The sequence below is a fragment of the Streptomyces sp. Ru62 genome (genome assembly GCF_002920615.1).
GTDB lineage: Bacteria > Actinomycetota > Actinomycetes > Streptomycetales > Streptomycetaceae > Streptomyces.
Window position 1 is genome coordinate 282278 of the sequence record NZ_PQSU01000001.1, and the last position, 19059, is coordinate 301336.

Here is a 19059-nt window from a genome sequence, read left to right on the forward strand (position 1 = left end):
GCGCGGATTCTCCGCTGTTTTTCCTGGTTCCTCCACGTGTGAGCTGGGCTATGGTGCTCATGTGGACTTGGGGATGATCCAGCAGTGGTACCCCGTGGGTACGCATGTCGTGGTCTATCTTTCCGGGGGACGGTCCGCTCGGGGGCGTCTGGAGGCCGTCGGTCCCGACAGCCTGGTGCTCGTCACCGAAACGGGACCCACCCTGTTGCAGGCCACCGCGATCGAGCAGGTGGAGGCCATGAGCCCCGTCGTGCCGGGCGCCAGGGCCGTCGCGCCGGATCCACCGGCACCGCCGGACCCGCCACCGCCTCCCGCTCCCGTGGTGCTGTCCGCCGCCTGGGACGCGCTGGCGGCCGAGTTCGCGACGGACGTCGGCCAAGCCCGGCTGACCACCCCGGTGTTCGGCCTCGACCCCGACTTCGAGCTGGGGTACACCGAGGCCAAGCAGATCGAGGGGCACATCAACCGGGCCAAGAACCGCCTGGATTCCGCCCGGAAGTTGGGCGAACCGTCGCGCGTGCCGGGGGCGTTACGCGATCTGGCGGCCGCCGCCGACGCGTGCGACTACCCACCGGCGTTCCACCTCGCCGCACTGCTGCTCCTGGAACGGGTCGGCACGGACGCGGCCCGGCGCCAGGCCGAGGCGTGGATGGCGGAGGCCCTGTACTGCGGCAACCGGTACGTGTGGGACCTGGCGGTGCTGCGGATACGCAACGGCCACGTCCGGGAAGCGATCACGGCGCTCGGTGAGGGGCTGCGGCACAGCCCGGCCGACCACAGCGACGATCTGCTGCTCCGGCTGTTCCTCGCCCTGGTCCTCCAGGAGGGCGACGTCGGCGCGGCGGCCCCGGTGCTCGGCGCCGCGGAGCAGGAGAGCCCGGGGCAGCGGTGGGTGGCCACCCGTGCCGGCCTGTACCTCCTGTCCCGGGTGTCCCCGGAACGGGCCGCGCCGTTGGAACCGCTGCTGTCCGCGCCGGCCCCCACCCCCGATGACCTCCGCCAGGTCCTGGCGGCCCTCGAACCGGGCGCGGACGGCAGGCCCCCCACCCCACCGCGGACGCCGCCGTCCTCCGCCGCGACCGGCGCCCCTCAGACGCACCCGGTGCACCCGGCCCCCGGCGGGCCGGCACCCGCTCAGGCCGCGGCCGTACCCCACGCCCCCGGGCGCCGGCCACCGGCCGGCCGGTCCGCACCCGGCCCCAAAGAGCCCCAGCTCCATGTCGCGGCCGCCCGCAACCAGCTCAACCAGGGGAACCTGGACGCCGCGTTGAAGATCGCGCAGAACGCCCTGGCCAGCCATCCCGGCCACGTCGAACTGCTGGAGATCACCGAGACCGCCCAGCGGGAGAAGGCCGCGCGGACACCGGCCGGCCCGGCGTCCAGGCGCACGGCCCAGGCGCAGCTGGTCCGGGGCCATCGCTCCGCCTACGCACGGGCACAGCACGCCGACACCCAGGAGAAGGACTGGCCCAAGGCCGAGCAGCTCTACCGTCAGGCCCTGACGGAGGACCCGAACAACGAGCGGGCCCGGCGCAGTCTCGCCTGGGGGCTGCACCGCTACAAGCGCAGCGTCGAGGCGCTGGAGCTGCTGCGCGATCCGGGCGTCGTCGTCCAGGACACCCTGCCGCACCAGAACATGATCATCACGATTCTGAGCGACACGGGCAACTGGGACGAGGCCGCCCGCCTGCTGGAGGACCTGCTGAAGCGGGAGCACTCCAAGCAGACCCGGACCGGTCTGCTCAAGCGCCTGATCGTGCTGTACCGCAGGCTCCGGGACGCCGAGCGGGCGAAGGGCGCGGCGCAGCGCCTGCTCAACCACGGTCCCCGCAACCCGGAGTTCCGCAGCCTCTGGGAAGAGGTCGAGAAGGCCGAACGGTCAGGCATCTGGGACAAGATCGACCAGCTGCTCGCCAAGAGCGACTGGAAGCCGGAGCAGCCCGGCTCCATCAGCCCCATCCTCCTGCTGCACCTGGACCGCTGCGAACACGCCGGGGTCAACCCGGCCCGCGTGCAGGAAGGCACCCTCAGCGAGCGGGACGTCCAGGAGCTGGACGACCTCATCCGCACGCTGGGATCGCGGCGGTCCGCGGACCGCGCCGCCTACAACCTGTCGGCCGCCCGCATCCTGCGGGACCTCAACCAGTCCGAGGACGACCGCTTCCGCAAGTCGCTGCGCAGCTTCGGGGCGGCCATGGGCGATCTGTGCACGGCCGAGCGCCGGCCCGGGGACGTCACGCGCACCTACTACGCCGAAGCGGTCGCGCTGGGCGGGTGGGACGACATGGGCGAGCTGAAGGTCAAGCAGTACGTCCTGTCGTACCTCGACCCGGACTCGCCGCAGCCGGAGTCCCGCCCGACGTTCGAGAAGTGCCTGCAATGGGTGCTGGAGGACGAGAGCCTGCACCGGCCCCTGACGTTCGGCCTGCTCAGCCTGATGGCCAGTGGCTCGGACCGGGTGCGGAGGGAGATCGTCTCGCGCACCTTCCGCGTGACACACATCAGGGACATCCTGCTCGGACAGCTCTGCGACTACCTGGGCGAGGCCAACTCGTCCAGCGTCCACGACGTCTACGCCGAGCGGTGGCAGCAGGCCCTGCGCAAACTGCGCCAGGAGCTGGACGCGCAGCGCCAGTCGCTCCAGCTGCCCCTGAACCGCAGCGAACCCCTGGGGGCCCTCGCCGAGGACCAGCAGCTGCTGGAGCGCGCGAGGGACCTCGCGCCCACCACGCCGCTCGACATCGACCGCCTCAAGAAGGTGGCCACCACCCTGGCGGACATCCACGGCTACCTGGACCAGCCCTCGTACCTGGAGCAGGAGCGGCTGGAGTCCAAGATCCGCACCGCCGTGCGCGAGCTGGTCGCCACCATCGAGACGTACCCGACCCGCCTGAGCCTGGAGTACCTGGTACCGCTGCTGACCAAGCTGGACCGGGCGCTCGCCGGTCACTTCCGGGACGTCCAGCGGGCCGCCGAGCCGACGGACCTCGAAGTGACCAAGGTGCTGTCCAGCTACGCCCCCAGCGCCGCGTCCACCATCCATGTGCAGCTCAGCGTCAAGAACCTGCCCCGGCGCAGCCCGGCCGTCGACGTGATGCTGCGCGTGCTGGACAACGCGGACGACTACCAGCCGGTGGCCGAGCCGATACCGGTCGCCCACAGCCTGCGCGACGAGCAGACCGAGACCTGCACGCTCCCGCTGGTGGTGACACCGCGCGCCATAGCCGAACAGGTGCTCACACTGCACTACAGCCTGGAGTTCATGGTGCGCTCCGACCGGCGCATCGTCACCGAGGCGCGTACGCTGCCGCTGCGGCTGAACGACTCGCAGGACTGGAAGCCGATCCGCAACCCCTACGCCGAGGGCGCTCCCGTCTACGACGAGGAGATGTTCTACGGCCGCGGGCCGCTGATCCAGATACTCGTGGACTCCCTGGAGCGGACCGACGCCAAGTGTGTGGTGATCTACGGCCAGAAGCGCGTCGGCAAGTCGTCGGTCCTGCACCATCTGCACCAGGCACTCAAACCACCGGTGCTCGCCGCCAAGTTCAGCATGGGCGAACTCGCCACCAACCTGACCCATGCCAACCTGCTGTACAAGATCGCGAACGCGTTCTTCCGCCGTCTGGAACAGCTGGAGGACGAAGGGCTGCCGGGCCTGAACCTCTCCCGGCCGATGCTGCGGGAGTTCATCGACAGCGGCTCACCGGAGATCCACTTCGACGACTACGTGCGGGACATCCTGCGGCGGATGCAGCGGAGCGACGCTTACCGCAACTGGCGGATGGTGCTGCTGCTGGACGAGTTCACCGTGCTCTACGGCGCCATCGAACGCGGTGACCTCCCACGGGAGTTCATGAAGTCGTGGAAGGCCATGCTGGAGAGCAAGCTGTTCAGCAGCGTGGTCGTCGGCAACGACCTGATGCCGCGCTTCCTCAAGGCGTTCCCCAACGAGTTCCAGGTGGCGCGGCAGGAGCCGGTGTCCTACCTGGACGAAGGGCCCGCGAAAGCGCTGATCACCGAACCGATCGCCCTGGAGAACGGGGAAAGCCGGTATCGCGGCGACTCGGTGCAGCGCGTCATCGAACTCACCGCCCGCAGCCCCTACTACATCCAGCTGTTCTGCAACCGGCTCGTCCACCACATGAATGCCGAACGCCAGCCGCTGATCGGCCCCGCCGACGTGGACAACGTCGCGGCGGCGCTGGTCAGCGGGGACCGGGCGCTGCTCCAGGAGCAGTTCGACAACCTGCTCACCCCCGGTGACGCGGACGTCAGCGACCTGTCGGACGAGACCGTGCTGGGAGTGCTCAAGGGCAGCCTGTCGGGGCACCGCCGCGACCTCCACCTGGACGGCCGCAAGGCCCGCGAACTGCCGGAGGGCCCGCGGGTCATCGAGGACCTGCTGCGCCGCGACGTGATCGTCCGCGAGTCCGAGGACCGCTACCGGATCAAGGTGGGGCTGTTCGCGGAATGGCTCTGGCAGAGGAAGGCGTAGGGCCCATGACAGACCCGACGGCCGGGACCCCCGGCGACCCCTCCACCGCGACGGCCGGCGAAGCCGTCCCCGCGGCACCCGGTGACCCCGCCACCCTCACGACCGGCACCCCCGCTGCCGGTGCTCCGGGCAACCCCTTCGCCACCGTCGGCCACCCCGTCCACGGCGACAGCCACGTCGGACGGACCGGCCCCATGGAGATCCTGCGGGAGCGGGTCCTCTCCCAGTCCACCGCCGGCGCCACCGCCATCATCGGCCCGCCGCGCATCGGCAAGTCCAGCCTGGCCTACCACGTCTTCATGCGCCCCGAGGCCCGTCAGACGTACCCCCGGCTCCTGCCCGTCTGGATGAACGTACGGACCCAGGCGGGCATCCAGCAGGTGTTCCGCAGGCTCTCCGACGACGTCTGGGAACTGCTCACCGAGCGGTCGGACGAGATCGACCGGCGCACCACACAGGCGTACGAGAGGGCCGTGGAGCCCGGTCTGCCCTGGGCCCAGGCGCAGAGCGAGACCCAGGAGTTCCTCCGGCTGGTACGGCGGCGCGGATGGCGGGTCGTGCTGATCCTGGACGAGTTCGACGCCGCCCGCGACGTGTTCAAGTCCCAGCCGGGCACCTTCCAGGCGCTGCGGGAGATCGCCTACAACCTGGACTGGAACATCGGCCTGGTCACCACCTCCCGGAGGGAACTGAGGGAGATCGTGGACATGGCCGACCCCGACGAGTCCACCTTCGCCGGAATCTTCCGCTCCCTCTTCCTGACCTGCTTCGACACAGGCGAACTCGGCGCGCTCGCCGCCCGGGTGCCGGGCCGCGCACCGGACGAGGACCCGGACGCGGCCGTCGCCCGACTGGCCGAGCTGACCGGTGGCCACCCGTACCTGGCGAGCGTGCTGCTGGACCGGGTGTGCAGCGCGGTCCGGGGCGGCCCCGTCCGCCTCCTGGACGAGATCGAGGCGCTGGCGCACGCCCTGCCGGCGGAGTTCCAGTACTACTACCGTGACCTGGAAGAACTGCTGCGCGCGGACGGCCGGCTCCGCGCGCTGCTGGAGGTCGTCCTCGGCCCACAGCTCGTCGTGACCCCGGACGACGCCCAGGTCCTGCTCCAGCAAGGGCTGGTCAGGGTGCGCGAGGGGTCGTACCGGGCCTTCTCCGACCACTTCCAGCAGTACCTCATGCTCATCGGACGCAAGCTGGGCCACTGGGACAACTGGATGGCCGTCGAGCGGCGCGTCCGCGACCTGGTCGAGTCGGCCTTCGAAGGCAGGTACGGCACCGACTGGCCGGCCGAGCTGCGCAGGGTCCGCCCCAAGCTGGTCCCCATGCTCGACCACTGCGAGGAGCTGCGAGCCCGGGAGCTGAGGTCCTTCGGCGCACAGGGCTCCACCCGCATCCTGGACTTCACCTACCCACGGGACCTGTACGACCTGATGGCCTCCCACTGGGACCTCTTCGGCCCCCTCCTGAAGAAGGACAAGAACCACTGGAACGAACGCTTCTCCCTCCTGGCGAAGGTCCGCAACCCCATGGTCCACAACCGCATGTCGGTGGTGACGCCGGTGGAACAGCGCACGTTCCAGCTGTACTGCGACGAGCTCATGGAGATGCTGGACGGGGTGGGCTGACCGCTGCCAGCGCACCCTCGCTCACCAGGTCCGACTCCCGTGTCCACACAGTGAGCAGCGCCTGCCGGAGGGCATCGCGGATCTGCCGGTCACTGACCGGGGCCGGCTCTCCCGTCGCCGCGACAGGGCGGTCGGTCACGTCTCACTGCTCTGGCCGTCGCTCAAGTCGGCCGGCTCAGGGGTATCGGGCCCGAGCCCGCCGCCCAGGTTCCACGCGACGACGTCCAGGACGCGCAGCACGCTCACGTTGTCCGGGGCGCATCCCATCAGCGTCTTCCACGTATCCGGCTGCTCGTCCAGGTCGCGCGCCACGGCGGCGCCGAGAAGGTGGAGAAACTCCGCCCAGGTGCGCTGGGGCGACTTCTTGATCGGATACTGAGCACCGGGCCCGCAGTAGCAGGCGTAGACCCGGGTGTCGTAGAGCGGCAGGAACAGTGGACGCTTGCGGTGCATGATCTTCATCAGAATCGTCCCGCCCACCCCGCGGAGCGGTGCCGGACCGTCGAGCAGCCTGCCGATACGGCGCAATGGCTCCGCGTGCGAGCCGGAGACGACCGCATCCTGCAGCGTGAGCCTTGGCGGGATCGCCGCGAGCACTGCCTCCAGGTCCGGGCGCACGGCTTGGAGGTTCAGGATGGCATGCAGCTTCGGCACGACGTTCAGCAGCGCCGGTGCCAGCAGGTCCCCGTCGTTGAGTTCGTCCGGCCCGCTTCCGGTGTCCATCCGGTCGTAGACCGGGAACGCATACGGTCTGCCCTTCGCGGCGACCGCAGCCGCGCGGTTCGCCTCAGCGTCGAAGTACTGCCATATCCACTGCGTCGCCTGGCCCAGCGCCACGCGCCGACCACCGACACGCACAGTCTCCCCGCCCACGCCCCCTCCCCGTGCCGCACATGCGGCAGGGTGCAAGTTATCAGCCGGCAACTCGCACGGGGGAGCGGTCGCCTCGATATGGCGGTGTAGGAAGTTGTAGGAAACAGGGCTGGGGGCAGGACACGGCCGGCCTCCTCACTGCGGCCGGGGCGGTGCCCCGGCCGCAGTGAGGATTCGAAGCTGTGACACCCGCTTTAGGAGAGAGGCTGGGTGGTCTACGGGCTGAGCTGCGGCTTCGCCGCCCGAGGAAGCGGGGGGGGGGCTACTCGACCGCGGGGCACCGGCGTTGACCGTGGCTGACCCCTGCAACTGGCACGGCTGTGGCACGGGCCTCAGCCGACGACAGCCAGCCACGACGGCGGGTGCGTCGACCGACCAGGCGCGCGTGTGTCTCGCCTCACCCCCACGGGCATTAGCCACGCTGTCGATGTTGTCAACTAGAGCAGGACACGACGCAGCGCCGGGAAGGCAATACGAACCCTTGATTCTGCAGGAAATCCGGATTTCGAAATTAAGCAGAGCTTTGGCCGCAACATCTTTTGTACTTCAGTCCACTGCCGCAAGAGCATGGCCTATTTCGGGCGGGCCCAACGACGGCCCTGCGAGCCTTCAACTTTTTGGTAGATTTCAGGGTGCCACTCGCAGGCTGAGTTTCCTGTCCTGTACCGTCTTCCGGCGGGGTCGCCGCGTCCTCCTGCACTAGAGAAATGTCGGCTTCACTGGTGTCAATGTCGGTGGATGACACTTTACGCCAAGCGGACTTATTGCCTCGCTTTCCGGGAACCATTTCGATTTTTCCGGCTTTACGCAACGCGTAGAAAACGTCCTTCATGCTGTTTTCGGAACTGATACCCGTGAGACTCCGCCCTGTGGAGTTAGTGATCTCCTCATGGCTGTCCAGGTACTCCATGACAATCTCATGAGGGCGGGCAAGAGGCGTGTGTCCGAGTTCTACTACGAAGTAGTTTCCCTCGATCGAAAAAACCGGAGACTGGAGCTTGGCCTCAGCCATCTTTGCGACGACTGTACGCAACCCCTCGCCGATGTCCTTGTTCGGCGGATCCGGGTACTTATTAAGCAAGCGAACAATCGTTGGATTCCTGGAAAATCGATCTTGAAGCAGGTTGTCCAGCGTCATGCTTCCCGGTAGAGACCCAGGGCTGCGAACCTCGACGCGATTGTCGAATACATATACGAGGATGTCGTCAGAGATGTTGTAGTCGCGGTGGATTACCGCATTCACGATAATCTCTTTCAATACTTCCGGCGGGTACTTCACAGGCGTCATTTCCCCGCTGGGCTGAAGTACCGAAACTGACTCGATTAGGCTGGTAACCGCAGAGATTGTCTCTTCGATTACCACCCGAGCCGGCCCCTCGATCGTGAGAGGAGTGGTTGCCAGGTGTTCCCGGCGCGGCTCTCTGTTCTTAGTGTTGTATCGCGCGATTTTAACCGCGCAGCGCTTAGGGACAACGGCAGGCGGTGATTCTGCGTAGAGGATCCCCGCGGACACCTTCGCGGCGCCCGAGTCCCTGTCAATGAGGCGCTGCTTCCGGACGAAGATGTCAGGTGGTGTAGATGGACTGTACGACGTTAGAAAGTAAGCCAGTTCGTCTTCGACGATTAGGTCTTCCTTGTCGTAGTCGGCAAGTAGCTGATCCTCGTACGTGCGGGCGCCTTTAGCCAGACTCAGGTCTGTGACTGCCTGGCCCGTGATTGAGAGGGTAGCCGCCCCACGTCGAACATAGACCTTTTTGTCTGCAGTAAAATGAACGCTCTCGCTTTTTCGGATGCCGACCAGACATGCCAGCCCTTGATCCTCACGCCCCTCGATGCTTAGATACTAGATTGAGTAAGGAACGGGCGGTTCGATATCACGGGCAAGCGCTTCAAGTACTATTGTTGCATCTTCAATACTGCCGTATCCCTGCCACCTATCCAAGCCGACGGCTTGCTTTCCCTTATCTTCGATCCCGACGATGAATTCCCCACCGTCCGAGTTGGCGAGGCCCGCCGCAATCTTCTGGATTACGGTTCCCTTGCTTTGTGCGCTTTTGTGATCCCAAAAATGCGATTCCTCGCGCTCGATAAGTGCCAGAGCGTCTGACGCAGGGATGGTCCGCCTCTCCATGTGGAGATTGTAGGAGATGTCCCGTCAGCTGTGGCCAGACTGAGACAAGTTGCAAGCCTCACGTGCTCGCCAGTGGTCGTAGAGCCGCAGGCTAACCAGCGACAGCCACACGGGCCATCCGGCCTCAACGGGCAGGTCGCTCGTAGCCCGGCACGGGCGCCGGCCGGGCTGGAGCGGGGCGGAGACAGGAGCGCAGGCCCGGCCGGGGGTCGGCGCCGCGCGCGGGGAGCGGAGCGAGCCGCCTTGAACCCGTAGAGAAAGTTGTAACTCACTCTGTCTGGCGAGACTTGAAGCGTATGCACACGCCGGGAGTTCCATCGCCTGACGGTGCACGAATGGCAGGAAGAGCACCAGTCGGATCGTCCACGTGATGCGGGTCTTGGCGTGGGTCACTGGCACGGTGCACGGCTCGGCGCGCAGCAAGGCTCGTCGGGTCTCGATGCGGCCCTCGTACAGCCACCCCCACGCCTCGTCGGAGGCGTCCGCGTCCAGGTCCGGTGAGATCGTGCGGAGCGCGATCGCTACCCAACGGTCCGCCTGGGGTGCTGAGTAGGCGCCGAACGATGCCAGCAGAGCCGGCCCCCGCTGCTCGGTCAGATCCTCGGTCCAGCACTCACACCAGTAGCCACGGCGGAACTCCTTCGTCAGCACGGGTGGCCTCCCAGCCGAGTGTCCGCGTACAGCTCCGCGGTGACCGTGTGGCCCTGGTCGCTGTCGTGCACGACGACCCGGCGGGCGATGGCGCTGACCATTCCCAGTCCCCGGCCGTGCTCGGCGTCCTGGTCCTGGTGCTCGACCTTCGGGGCCGTTGCCGTGCCGCCGTCGTCCGTGACCGACACCGCCACCACCTGCGCCGAGACGGCGACACGTGACGCGGGCAGCGGGTGGTGCGGCGGTTGTTGCAGCCGAACTCCCTGGCACTACGGAACGCTTCCCGCGTCGCCGGATCGCCGAGCGACGCATCGTGTTCGTCAAGGTTGGCCGTCACGTCCGCATTCCGGAGAGTGCGCTGATCGCCTTCATCGACGACAACACGGTGCAGGCGATCGGTCATCGGCGCGGCTCCTTGCGGAGGGCGGCCTGATGGCCAACAAGAATGGGAGGCGCCGGGACTTCGGTTCGGTCCGACAGCTTCCGTCCGGCCGTTGGCAGGTCCGCTACCGAGACCCGGAGACGGGGCAACTGCTTCCCGCTGAGAAGACGTATGCCACCAAGACCGACGCTCAGGTCGCCCTGACGCACATCGAGTCGGACATTGCGCGCGGGCAGTGGTCGGACCCGGACGCCGGGGCAGGTGAACTTCGCCGAGTACGCCACCGCATGGCTGCGGGACCGCAAGCTGGCCGACCGCACTCGCGAACGGAACGAGTCGGTGATGCGGCTGCACATCCTGCCCAGCTTCGGGGCCGGAACGGTGGCCGACGTGACGACCGCTCGCGTACGGAGTTGGCGCGGCAAGCTCCTGGCGGCCGGCGTCGGTGAGCCGTCCGTCGTCAAGGCATACCAACTGCTGCGTGCCCTGATGAACACGGCCGTGGACGACGAGCTGATCCGGCGCAACCCGTGCCGCATCAAGGGCGCCGACCGTTACGACGTACCCGAACGGCCAGTCCTCACGGTGGCGGAGGTCTTCGCCGTGGCCGACTCCATCGCGCCGCGCTACCGGCTGCTCGTCCTACTCGCGGCCTTCACCACGCTACGGTTCGGGGAGCTGGCGGCCTTGCGGCGCCGGGACATCGACCCGGAGGCGCTGACTGTCACTGTGCGCCGCGCTCAGGCCGAGCTGCAGGACGGCCGGCTCTTCGACAAGGCGCCGAAGTCCGCGGCCGGGCTTCGCACCGTTTCCTTCCCGGCCGAACTGCTCGGCGACCTGACGCGCCACCTGGAGGACTTCGCTGCCCCGGGCCGCGACGGACACGTCTTCGTCGGCCCCCAGGGAGGGCAACTGCGGCGGAGCAACTTCCAGGACGACTGGGTGAAGGCTCGGAAGGCTGCGGGCGTATCGGCCGAGCTGCACTTCCATAATCTGCGGCACACGGGCAACACGCTGGCCTCCACGGCCGGCGCCAGCACCCGGGAGCTGATGACCCGCATGGGCCACAGCAGCTCGCGCGCCGCGCTGATCTATCAGCACATGACCAGCGACCGTGACCGGGCCATCGCAGACCGGCTCGGGGCCATGATCCGGGGCGGTGGGGGAGCGGCCTCCGAGCCCTCCGAGAAGGACCCTGCGGGCCCGTAGTGGCACGCCTGTGGCACGACCCCTGAAACGCCGAAGGGCCAGCCTGGGAGGGGATCCCTCCTGAGCTGGCCCTTCTCTCTGTGCCCCCGGCAGGATTCGAACCTGCGACACCCGCTTTAGGAGAGCGGTGCTCTATCCCCTGAGCTACGAAGGCGTGGGTGGGCGTCCTGGTGGGCGCTTGGTGGACAGGGTACCGGATCAGGAAGGGGGGACGTGGGCGAAGCGGGACGCGGTGTGGAGGTCCTGTTGGATGTGGTCCGCCGTCGCGTGGAGGGCGGGGAGGAGGTTCTGGACGCAGTCCCGCAGGGTGCGGCGGGCCGCGTGGGTGGAGACGTTCAGGGCGGCCACCGTGCGGCCCTCGCGGTCGCGTACCGGTACGGCGATGGACCGCAGGCCCGATTCCAGTTCCTCGTCGACCAGGGCGTAGCCCTGGGAGCGGACTTCGGTGAGCGTGGGGGACAGGGGGGCGGCGGTGTCCGCCAGGAGGACGCGGCCCAGGGACGTCGCGGGGGCCGGCAGTCGTGTGCCCACGGTGATCCGTACGGTGAGGACCCGGCTCGTGCCCGCCCCGGCCGTGTACTGGATCTCCTTGCCGTCGCTCGTCAGCACGGCCAGTGCCGTCGGTTCCCGTACCGCGTCCGCCAGGGCCCGCAGGTGTGGTTCGGCCAGGCGGGGGAGTGTCGTCCGGGACAGGGGCGGGAAGCCGAGGTCCAGGACGCGCGGGGTGAGGGTGAAGGTGCGGTCGGGGTGTGCCGCCACCAGGCCCAGGTGCTCGTGGGTGAGCAGCGCCCGGCGTGCGGTGGCCCGGGACAGGCCGGTCGCGCGGGCCACCTCCGTCAGGGACAGGGCCGAGCGGCCCTCGCCGAACGCCGTCAGCACCGTCAGACCCCGGGCCAGCGACTCCACGAAGTCCCGGCCGAGTTCGTGCTTGGACGCCGTGGTCCAGGTCGCCAGGCCGGCGGGCGCCGGACCGGGTTCGGGTGCGGGTGCGGTGCGCAGGTCCGCCTCCATCGCCTCCACCGCCGTACGCAGTCGCGGCAGCAGGCTGGTGCGCAGGTCCGCCGCGGAGTGCCGGCTGGTGTGGCTGACCACGCTCGCCACGCAGGCCACGCGGCCGGTGCCGGGGTCCCGTACCGGTACGGACACCGCGACCAGGCCCGGCTCGATCAGCTGGTCGTCCACGGCCCAGCCGTCCCGGCGCGCCCGCTCCACCCGGTCCGTGAAGGAGTCCGAGGAGGAGCCGGAGGACGAGGCCGTGGAGGATGTCGTGGAGGAGGGGTCGCCTGTGGGTTCCGCTCTGGGGGGTACCGCGGGGAAGGTCGCGTCCTGTACGTCCGCGGCCCGGCGTTCCCGCCAGCGGGTCCAGTCCGGTTCCGCCCACTCGGTCGCGAACAGCGCGCCCGGCGCGGTCCGTTCGGCCGGCAGCAGGTCGCCGATGCGGAAGCTGACGGACAGCGCGCGGCGGCGGGTGGCCTGGTGGATGAAGCGGATGCCGTCGAGGTCGGCGACCGCGAGCGACACCGACTCGTCCAGTTCGTCGGCGAGGGCGTCGGCTCGCGCGTCGAGCAGCGCGGGCAGGCGCAGGGCGGCCAGGTAGGCGTTGCCCAGCTCCATCACGCGGGGGGTGAGGACGACGTCCCGGCCGTCGAGGCGTACGTAGCCCATGCGGCCGAGGGTGCCGGTGATCCGGTCCACCGTGGAGCGGGCGAGGCCGGTGGCCCGTTCCAGCGCGCTCGGGCTCAGCGTGCCGCCCGCCTCGGTGAGCCGCCGTAGCACCGCGACACCACGCACCAACGGTCCGACCGCCTCCACCGGCGTCCCGGCCCCGGCGCGGGCATCGGCATCCACTGCGGTCATGGCGGGCATCGTCTCTCCGGTACGGCGTCCCATCGGGGCACGCCTACGGTAAACCCCGCCCGGTCAGTCGTGAGCCGGTCCCGTGCTCGGCCCGCGTCAGCCGGCTCGCGGCCTGCCCGGGAACCATCGATGACCAAAGCCCGGCCCCACCGTCACGCCCCCACCCCCGCCCCGCCCCCTTGTGATCCGTATCCGGTAGTTGCCCTCCTCGTCCGTGCTCAGGACCTGGACCGTGATGCCGTGGTGGGGGTCCTTGAAGGTCTCGCCGGGGGCGAAGGGCGCGTCGGAGAGTTCGGCGTGGACGTTGGGGCTGCGGGTGCAGCCGCCGCTCTGGCGGTGGCTGTCGTAGACGGTGACCGGGCCGCGGCCGGTGTCGACGGTGCCGTCGACCTTGTAGATGAGCAGTCCCGGGCGGCACACCGCCTCGTCGTTGCCGCCCTGTGCGCGGACTTCCAGCGCGTAGGTGCTGCGCGCGGTGACCGGCACCAGGACGAGCTTTCCGCCGCCCGGCCTGTACAGCGGGGACAGGGTGTAATCGGTGCTGCCCCGCGCCGCCGCGCAGCCGACCTGGTCGCCGTCCAGCCAGCCCAGCTTCCACTTGTGCCAGCCGAGCAGGTCGTTGTTGGCGCCCCAGTCCTCGCTCATGATGTCCCAGTGCCCGACCGCGCCCCCGCCCTCCTGGGTGTACAGGTCGGGCAGGCCGAAGGTGTGGCCGTTCTCGTGCGGCAGCACCCGGTAGCCGGTGCGGGAGTAGGAGCCGGAGCCGTCGTCCTGGCGGGAGTAGACGAAGGAGGCGTTGGAGATGCGGACGCCGTCGGCGACCGGGGCGTCGTCGTTCCCGGCGAAGGTCACGGACAGCACGGTGTCCAGGGCGGAGGGGCCGGCGTTCGGGGTGATGAGCACGTTCAGCAGGTCGTATTCGCGGAAGTCCACCGCCGGGTCGGCGGTGGCCACGATGTCCTGGACCAGGTTCCGGTAGCCGGGGTCGAAGGGCGCGCCGCGCTCTATGCCGTACGCCTGGAAGGCCTTCGGCATGCGCAGCCAGGTGGTGACGGGGGTCTCGGGGCGGTAGTCGAGACGGCCGTACGACGCGGTGCGGAACCACTCCTGGGTCTGCGGGAAGAACTCGTGGAAGCGGTCCATCGCGCTGCCCGGTCCGGGCGCGTCGGGGAAGTCCACCATCAGGGTCAGGGCGCGGACGGTGCCGGTGGAGCGGGAGTAGCCGGACGGGGTGGGCACGCCCTCGGTCATCTGCACGTCCAGGCCGCCACGGATCATGCAGGGTATGAGCGCGGAGTTGCGGGCCAGGTTGTCGGGGCCGGCGGCTGAGGTGGGCGCCGTGAGGTTCCCGGTCCCGGCCGAGGTGCTGACCGCGAGGGTCAGTGCGGTCACCATCGACAGGGCGGCAACCCGGCGCGAGCGTATGCGGCGGCGGGGGCGGGGCTGCGGCTGCGGCTGCATGCAGGGACCTTTCGCGCCACGGCAGCCGCCGGTCTCCGGCTGCACCCTTGGGCTCACCCTGTGTCGGCGGGGCGGCGGGCGCGCGCTGGAGGAGACCGATCGTGGGAAAGCGGGGCCGCAGCGGGGTGAATCCCAGCGGGTGGTGAGTGTGTCTCAGGTCACACAGGTTCTTTCGGTGAGCGGGAAATAACCGGGGATGGTTTCCCCGTTTAGCCCTGTGTCCGACGGAAACGGGGACCGGTTCCCCGGATCCCGCCCGGCGCGCGAACGCTCACCGTCGAGTGCTCGTCGCCGAGTCACTGAGTCACTGAGTCACTAAGTCACTGGGTGACTGGGTGACTGGGTGACTGAGAGACCGAGTCGCCGAGTCACCGGATGCGCCACGGCGCACCACCGCACCACGGCGCACCACCCGCAGCACCCCGACCGACCCAAGGAGTCACCGTGTCCGCCACGACCGCCCCCTCCGTGCGCAAGGCGCCCCGGCCGCGCGCCGACGCGCTGCGCAACCGGGAGCGGATCGTCACCGCCGCCCGGGAGATGTTCGTCGAGCACGGACCGGACGTGCCGCTGGACGAGATCGCCCGCCGGGCCGGCGTCGGCAACGCCACGGTGTACCGCAACTTCCCCGACCGTGACGCCCTCGTCCGCGAGGTCGTCTGCTCCGTCATGGACCGTACGGCCGAGGCGGCCGAGCTGGCCCTCGCGGAGACCGGGGACGCCTTCGCCGCCCTGGAGCGCTTCGTGCACACCGCCGCCGACGAGCGGATCAGTGCGCTGTGCCCCATGGTGTCCAGCACCTTCGACCAGCACCACCCCGATTTGGAGGCCTCCCGCGAGCGCGTCGAGCAGCTGGTCGAGGAGGTCATGGGCCGGGCCAAGGCGGCCGGACAGCTCCGGCCGGACGTCGGGGTCGGCGATCTGATGATCGTCGTGGCCCAGCTGAGCCGGCCCCCGGCCGGCACGGACTGCATGCGCGGCGACCGCTTCGTCCACCGCCATCTGCAACTGTTCCTCGACGGTCTGCGGGCCCCCGGCCGCTCCACCCTGCCGGGCCGGGCCGTGAACATCAGGGAGCTGCGCGACTGCTGACCGACGACCGACCGATCAGTTCAGCTCCCGTACCCGGTCCACCCTCCGTAGCACGGCTCCTTCACCTTTCCGCCGTACTCCGTTTTCTCGTCATTTTTCCGTCACGCCTTTCGTCACCGTCTCCTTTCCTCACCGTGTCCTTCACGTAGTCCCGAACTTCACCATCCACGAAGTCCCGAGCTTCTCCGTCACGAAGTCCCGAAGTGGGTATCTCCATGTCCGAAGCAGCCCTCAAGGCTCCCGGCGCCGCCGCTGCGAGCGGTGACGCCAACCGCTGGAAGGCGCTCGTGTTCATCGCGCTCGCCCAGCTGATGGTCGTCCTCGACGCCACCATCGTGAACATCGCCCTTCCCTCCGCCCAGACCGACCTCGGCATATCCGACGGCAACCGGCAGTGGGTCGTCACGGCCTACGCCCTCGCCTTCGGTGGCCTGCTGCTCTTCGGCGGCCGGATCGCCGACCTGTGGGGCCGCAAGCGCGCCTTCGTGCTCGGCCTCGCCGGCTTCGCCGCCGCCTCCGCGCTCGGCGGTGCCGCCACCACCGGCACGATGATGTTCGGTGCCCGCGCCCTCCAGGGCGTCTTCGGCGCGCTGCTCGCCCCGGCCGCGCTGTCCCTGCTCGCGGTGATGTTCACCGACGCCAAGGAGCGGGCCAAGGCGTTCGGCATCTACGGCGCCATCGCGGGCGGCGGCGGTGCCGTCGGCCTGATCCTCGGCGGTTTCCTCACCGAGTACCTGGACTGGCGCTGGACCTTCTTCGTGAACGTCCCGTTCGCCGTGGTCGCCGCGGCCGGCGCCTACTTCGTCATCCGTGAGCCGGAGGGCGGGCGCAACCGCAACCCGCTCGACATCCCGGGCGTCCTGCTGTCCACCCTCGGCCTGGTCGCGCTCGTCTACGGCTTCACCCGCGCCGAGTCCGACGGCTGGGGCGACGCGGTGACCGTGTCGATGTTCGTCGCCTCCGTGGTGCTGCTGGTCGCGTTCGCGATCGTGGAGTCCAAGGTCAAGGCCCCGCTGCTGCCGCTGCGCGTGGTGACCGACCGCAACCGCGGCGGTATCTACCTCTCCCTCGGCCTCGCGATCATCGGCATGTTCGGCCTGTTCCTCTTCCTGACCTACTACCTCCAGGTCGTGAAGGGCTACTCGCCGGTCAAGACCGGCTTCGCCTTCCTGCCGATGGTGGCCGGCATGATCACCGGCTCGACCCAGATCGGCACCCGGCTGATGACCCGCGTCCCGGCCCGCCTGCTGATGGGCCCCGGCTTCCTGGTCGCCGCGATCGGCATGCTGCTGCTGACCCAGCTGGAGATCGACTCCTCCTACGGCGCCCTGCTGCTGCCCGCGATGGTGCTGCTCGGCCTCGGCATGGGTACGGCGTTCATGCCGGCGATGTCCCTGGCCACCCAGGGCGTCGAGCCCCGGGACGCCGGTGTCGCCTCCGCGATGGTCAACACCTCGCAGCAGGTGGGCGGCGCGATCGGCACCGCCCTGCTGAACACCATCGCCGCCTCGGCGACCACCTCGTACATCAAGGACCACATCGCCGGTGCCGCCTCCAGGCCGCAGCAGCAGCTGGTGACGCTGCAGGGCCAGGTGCACGGGTACAGCACCGCGATCTGGTTCGCCGTCGGCATCCTGGCCGTCGCCGCCCTGATCGCGTTCACCTTCGTCAACGCCGGCCGTCCCGGTGCCACCCCGATGGCCTCGGGCGAGGGCGTGGAGGACGAGGTCCCGGTGCCGGTGGTGGCCCACTGACCGGCCGTACGGTCCGACCGGCCCCGCGCTGAACTAGCGGAGCCAGGGCAGGTCCGCACCCGCTTCGTCGGGCTGGAGGCCCTCGGCGACGATCTCCATGATCTCGCCGAGGGCCTTCTGCTGTTCCGGGCTCAGGCGGTCGAACAGCGCCTGCCGCACGGCGGTGACATGGCCGGGCGCGGTACGCCGCAGCACCTCGTGGCCCGCGTCGGTGAGGACGGCGAACTGGCCGCGCTTGTCGGAGGGGCAGTCCTCTCGGCGTACCCAGCCGTTCTTCTCCAGCCGGGCGATGGCGTGCGAGAGCCGGGAGCGAGTGATCTTGGCCTTCATGGCCAGCTCGGTCATCCGGAGCCGGCGGCGCGGTGCCTCGGCCAGGGTGACGAGGAGGCCGTAGTAGATGTGCGGCATGCCCGCGTCGCGCTGGAGCTGCCGGTCGAGGTGGTCCTCCAGCAGGGTGGTGGCGTGCAGATAGGCGCGCCAGATGCGCTGTTCCTCGTCGGTGAGCCAGCGGTGCCGCGCGGCGGGGTCCGGTGCCGTGTTCATACGTCCCACTGTACGAGCCAGCTCCTTGAAACTTGAACAAGTCGCGCGTAGAGTTTCCATGAGAGCTTGAGAGTTAAAGCATCTGAGAGTCAAAGCGTCTGGATCACCGGGAGCCGCCGCGATGTCCGCCACCGCCCAGGAGCGCATGCCCGCCCTGTACCTCAGCCACGGCGCCCCGCCGCTCGCCGACGATCCCGTCTGGCCCGGCGAGCTCGCCGCCTGGTCCGCCGGCCTGCCCCGGCCGAAGGCGATCCTCATGGTCTCCGCGCACTGGGAGGAGGCCCCGCTCGCCCTCGGCGCGGTCGAGACCGTCCCGCTCGTCTACGACTTCTGGGGCTTCCCCGAGCACTACTACCGGGTCCGCTACGCCGCCCCCGGCGCCCCCGCGCTCGCCGAGTCCGTCCGCAAGCTGCTGCGCGCCCCCGGCATCCCCGTCCAGGACATCCCCGACCGGGGCCTCGACCACGGCGCGTACGTCCCCCTCGTCGAAATGTTCCCGGACGCCGACATCCCCGTCCTGCAGATCTCCCTGCCCACCCTCGACCCGGTGCGCCTGATGGACATCGGCCGCAAGCTCGCCCCCCTGCGTGACGAGGGCGTGCTGATCGTCGGCTCCGGCTTCTTCACCCACAATCTGGCCGCCCTGCGGTATGCCGGCCGGGGCGTGCCGAGTTGGTCGTCCGAGTTCGACGACTGGGGGCGGCGGGCCCTGGAGGCCCGCGACTGGGACGCGCTGCTCGACTTCCTGAACAAGGCCCCGGCCGGCCGCTACGCCCATCCGCGCACCGAGCACTTCGCCCCGCTCTTCGTGACGATGGGCGCGGCGGAGGCGGGCGGCGAACTGGACGCGCAGAAGTCCGTCATCGACGGCTTCTGGATGGGAATGGCGAAGCGGTCGGTGCAGTTCGGATGAGGTGAGGGGCCCGGTTGGGAACCCGGCCGGGCCAGGACGGTCCCGCTGAGCCACGAGGGTGCGGCCGGGG

The 19059-nt window shown here is 69.4% G+C and carries 12 protein-coding genes, 1 tRNA gene and 3 pseudogenes; 7 read left to right on the forward strand and 9 right to left on the reverse strand.

Annotation, left to right across the window (positions count from 1 at the left end; all coding sequences use genetic code 11):
• Positions 1 to 61 precede the first annotated feature (61 nt).
• Both C3492_RS01400 and C3492_RS01405 read left to right on the forward strand, forming a co-directional pair.
• The gene (locus tag C3492_RS01400; protein WP_258055425.1) at positions 62 to 4498 is read left to right on the forward strand and encodes an AAA family ATPase; all 4437 of its coding nucleotides are present in this window, start codon (positions 62 to 64) and stop codon (positions 4496 to 4498) included.
• A 5-nt stretch (positions 4499 to 4503) separates the two neighbouring features.
• Complete coding sequence (locus C3492_RS01405) at positions 4504 to 6123, forward strand: ATP-binding protein (RefSeq protein ID WP_107500660.1); 1620 nt, start codon at positions 4504 to 4506, stop codon at positions 6121 to 6123.
• A 135-nt stretch (positions 6124 to 6258) separates the two neighbouring features.
• On the opposite strand, the gene C3492_RS01410 is transcribed toward C3492_RS01405, so the two are convergent.
• The 5 genes and pseudogenes from C3492_RS01410 to C3492_RS01430 form a co-directional block, all read right to left on the reverse strand.
• Entirely contained in the window at positions 6259 to 6960 is a 702-nt protein-coding gene (locus C3492_RS01410; RefSeq protein WP_258055426.1) for a DUF6308 family protein, read from the reverse strand.
• Positions 6961 to 7507: 547 nt separating this feature from the next.
• Positions 7508 to 8275 carry an ATP-binding protein gene (locus C3492_RS01415; RefSeq protein WP_181140135.1) on the reverse strand — a complete coding sequence of 256 codons (768 nt, stop codon included), beginning with the start codon at positions 8273 to 8275 and terminating at the stop codon, positions 7508 to 7510.
• Positions 8276 to 8839: 564 nt separating this feature from the next.
• Complete coding sequence (locus tag C3492_RS01420; protein WP_103809850.1) at positions 8840 to 9127, reverse strand: helix-turn-helix domain-containing protein; 288 nt, start codon at positions 9125 to 9127, stop codon at positions 8840 to 8842.
• 294 nt (positions 9128 to 9421) lie between these two features.
• A pseudogene (locus tag C3492_RS45335) lies at positions 9422 to 9778 on the reverse strand (hypothetical protein); the annotation flags it as partial.
• Positions 9772 to 9993: pseudogene (locus C3492_RS01430) on the reverse strand (ATP-binding protein); the annotation flags it as partial. The pseudogenes C3492_RS45335 and C3492_RS01430, both read right to left, overlap by 7 nt.
• 2 nt (positions 9994 to 9995) lie before the next feature.
• On the opposite strand from C3492_RS01430, the gene C3492_RS01435 reads away from it, so the two are divergent.
• Together C3492_RS01435 and C3492_RS01440 are read left to right on the forward strand one after the other, a co-directional pair.
• Positions 9996 to 10211: an excisionase family DNA-binding protein gene (locus C3492_RS01435; RefSeq protein WP_103809851.1), complete on the forward strand. Its 216-nt coding sequence runs from the start codon at positions 9996 to 9998 to the stop codon at positions 10209 to 10211.
• Positions 10211 to 11369 (forward strand): annotated as a pseudogene (locus C3492_RS01440) (tyrosine-type recombinase/integrase). Before C3492_RS01435 ends, C3492_RS01440 begins: the two are co-directional and overlap by 1 nt.
• A gap of 81 nt (positions 11370 to 11450) precedes the next feature.
• On the opposite strand, the gene C3492_RS01445 reads toward C3492_RS01440, so the two are convergent.
• From C3492_RS01445 to C3492_RS01455, 3 genes are all read right to left on the reverse strand, one after another.
• Positions 11451 to 11523: transfer RNA gene (locus tag C3492_RS01445), tRNA-Arg, on the reverse strand.
• A gap of 44 nt (positions 11524 to 11567) precedes the next feature.
• The gene (locus C3492_RS01450) at positions 11568 to 13235 is read right to left on the reverse strand and encodes an IclR family transcriptional regulator C-terminal domain-containing protein (protein WP_103809852.1); all 1668 of its coding nucleotides are present in this window, start codon (positions 13233 to 13235) and stop codon (positions 11568 to 11570) included.
• An 87-nt stretch (positions 13236 to 13322) separates the two neighbouring features.
• The gene (locus C3492_RS01455; protein WP_258055428.1) at positions 13323 to 14687 is read right to left on the reverse strand and encodes a M6 family metalloprotease domain-containing protein; all 1365 of its coding nucleotides are present in this window, start codon (positions 14685 to 14687) and stop codon (positions 13323 to 13325) included.
• A 444-nt stretch (positions 14688 to 15131) separates the two neighbouring features.
• Between C3492_RS01455 and C3492_RS01460 the strand changes: the two genes are divergently transcribed.
• Both C3492_RS01460 and C3492_RS01465 read left to right on the forward strand, forming a co-directional pair.
• Complete coding sequence (locus tag C3492_RS01460) at positions 15132 to 15779, forward strand: TetR/AcrR family transcriptional regulator (RefSeq protein ID WP_103809853.1); 648 nt, start codon at positions 15132 to 15134, stop codon at positions 15777 to 15779.
• Between the two features lie 215 nt (positions 15780 to 15994).
• Positions 15995 to 17533, forward strand: a complete 1539-nt coding sequence (locus C3492_RS01465) for an MFS transporter (RefSeq protein WP_103810034.1) — start codon at positions 15995 to 15997, stop codon at positions 17531 to 17533.
• Between the two features lie 33 nt (positions 17534 to 17566).
• Here the strand turns inward: C3492_RS01465 and C3492_RS01470 are convergent, their stop codons facing one another.
• Entirely contained in the window at positions 17567 to 18076 is a 510-nt protein-coding gene (locus C3492_RS01470; RefSeq protein WP_103809854.1) for a MarR family winged helix-turn-helix transcriptional regulator, read from the reverse strand.
• 121 nt (positions 18077 to 18197) lie between these two features.
• Between C3492_RS01470 and C3492_RS01475 the strand changes: the two genes are divergently transcribed.
• Positions 18198 to 18989, forward strand: coding sequence for a dioxygenase (locus C3492_RS01475; protein ID WP_103809855.1), 792 nt, complete (start codon positions 18198 to 18200; stop codon positions 18987 to 18989).
• The last annotated feature ends 70 nt before the right edge of the window (positions 18990 to 19059 follow it).

What these genes read in the sequence shown, in the direction of transcription:
- C3492_RS01405 (WP_107500660.1), top strand. Translation starts at nt 4,504, where the DNA reads ATGACAGACCCGACGGCCGGGACCCCCGGCGACCCCTCCACCGCGACG.
- C3492_RS01420 (WP_103809850.1), bottom strand. Translation starts at nt 9,127, where the DNA reads ATGGAGAGGCGGACCATCCCTGCGTCAGACGCTCTGGCACTTATCGAG.
- C3492_RS01450 (WP_103809852.1), bottom strand. Translation starts at nt 13,235, where the DNA reads ATGCCCGCCATGACCGCAGTGGATGCCGATGCCCGCGCCGGGGCCGGG.
- C3492_RS01455 (WP_258055428.1), bottom strand. Translation starts at nt 14,687, where the DNA reads ATGCAGCCGCAGCCGCAGCCCCGCCCCCGCCGCCGCATACGCTCGCGC.
- C3492_RS01465 (WP_103810034.1), top strand. Translation starts at nt 15,995, where the DNA reads ATGTCCGAAGCAGCCCTCAAGGCTCCCGGCGCCGCCGCTGCGAGCGGT.
- C3492_RS01470 (WP_103809854.1), bottom strand. Translation starts at nt 18,076, where the DNA reads ATGAACACGGCACCGGACCCCGCCGCGCGGCACCGCTGGCTCACCGAC.
- C3492_RS01475 (WP_103809855.1), top strand. Translation starts at nt 18,198, where the DNA reads ATGTCCGCCACCGCCCAGGAGCGCATGCCCGCCCTGTACCTCAGCCAC.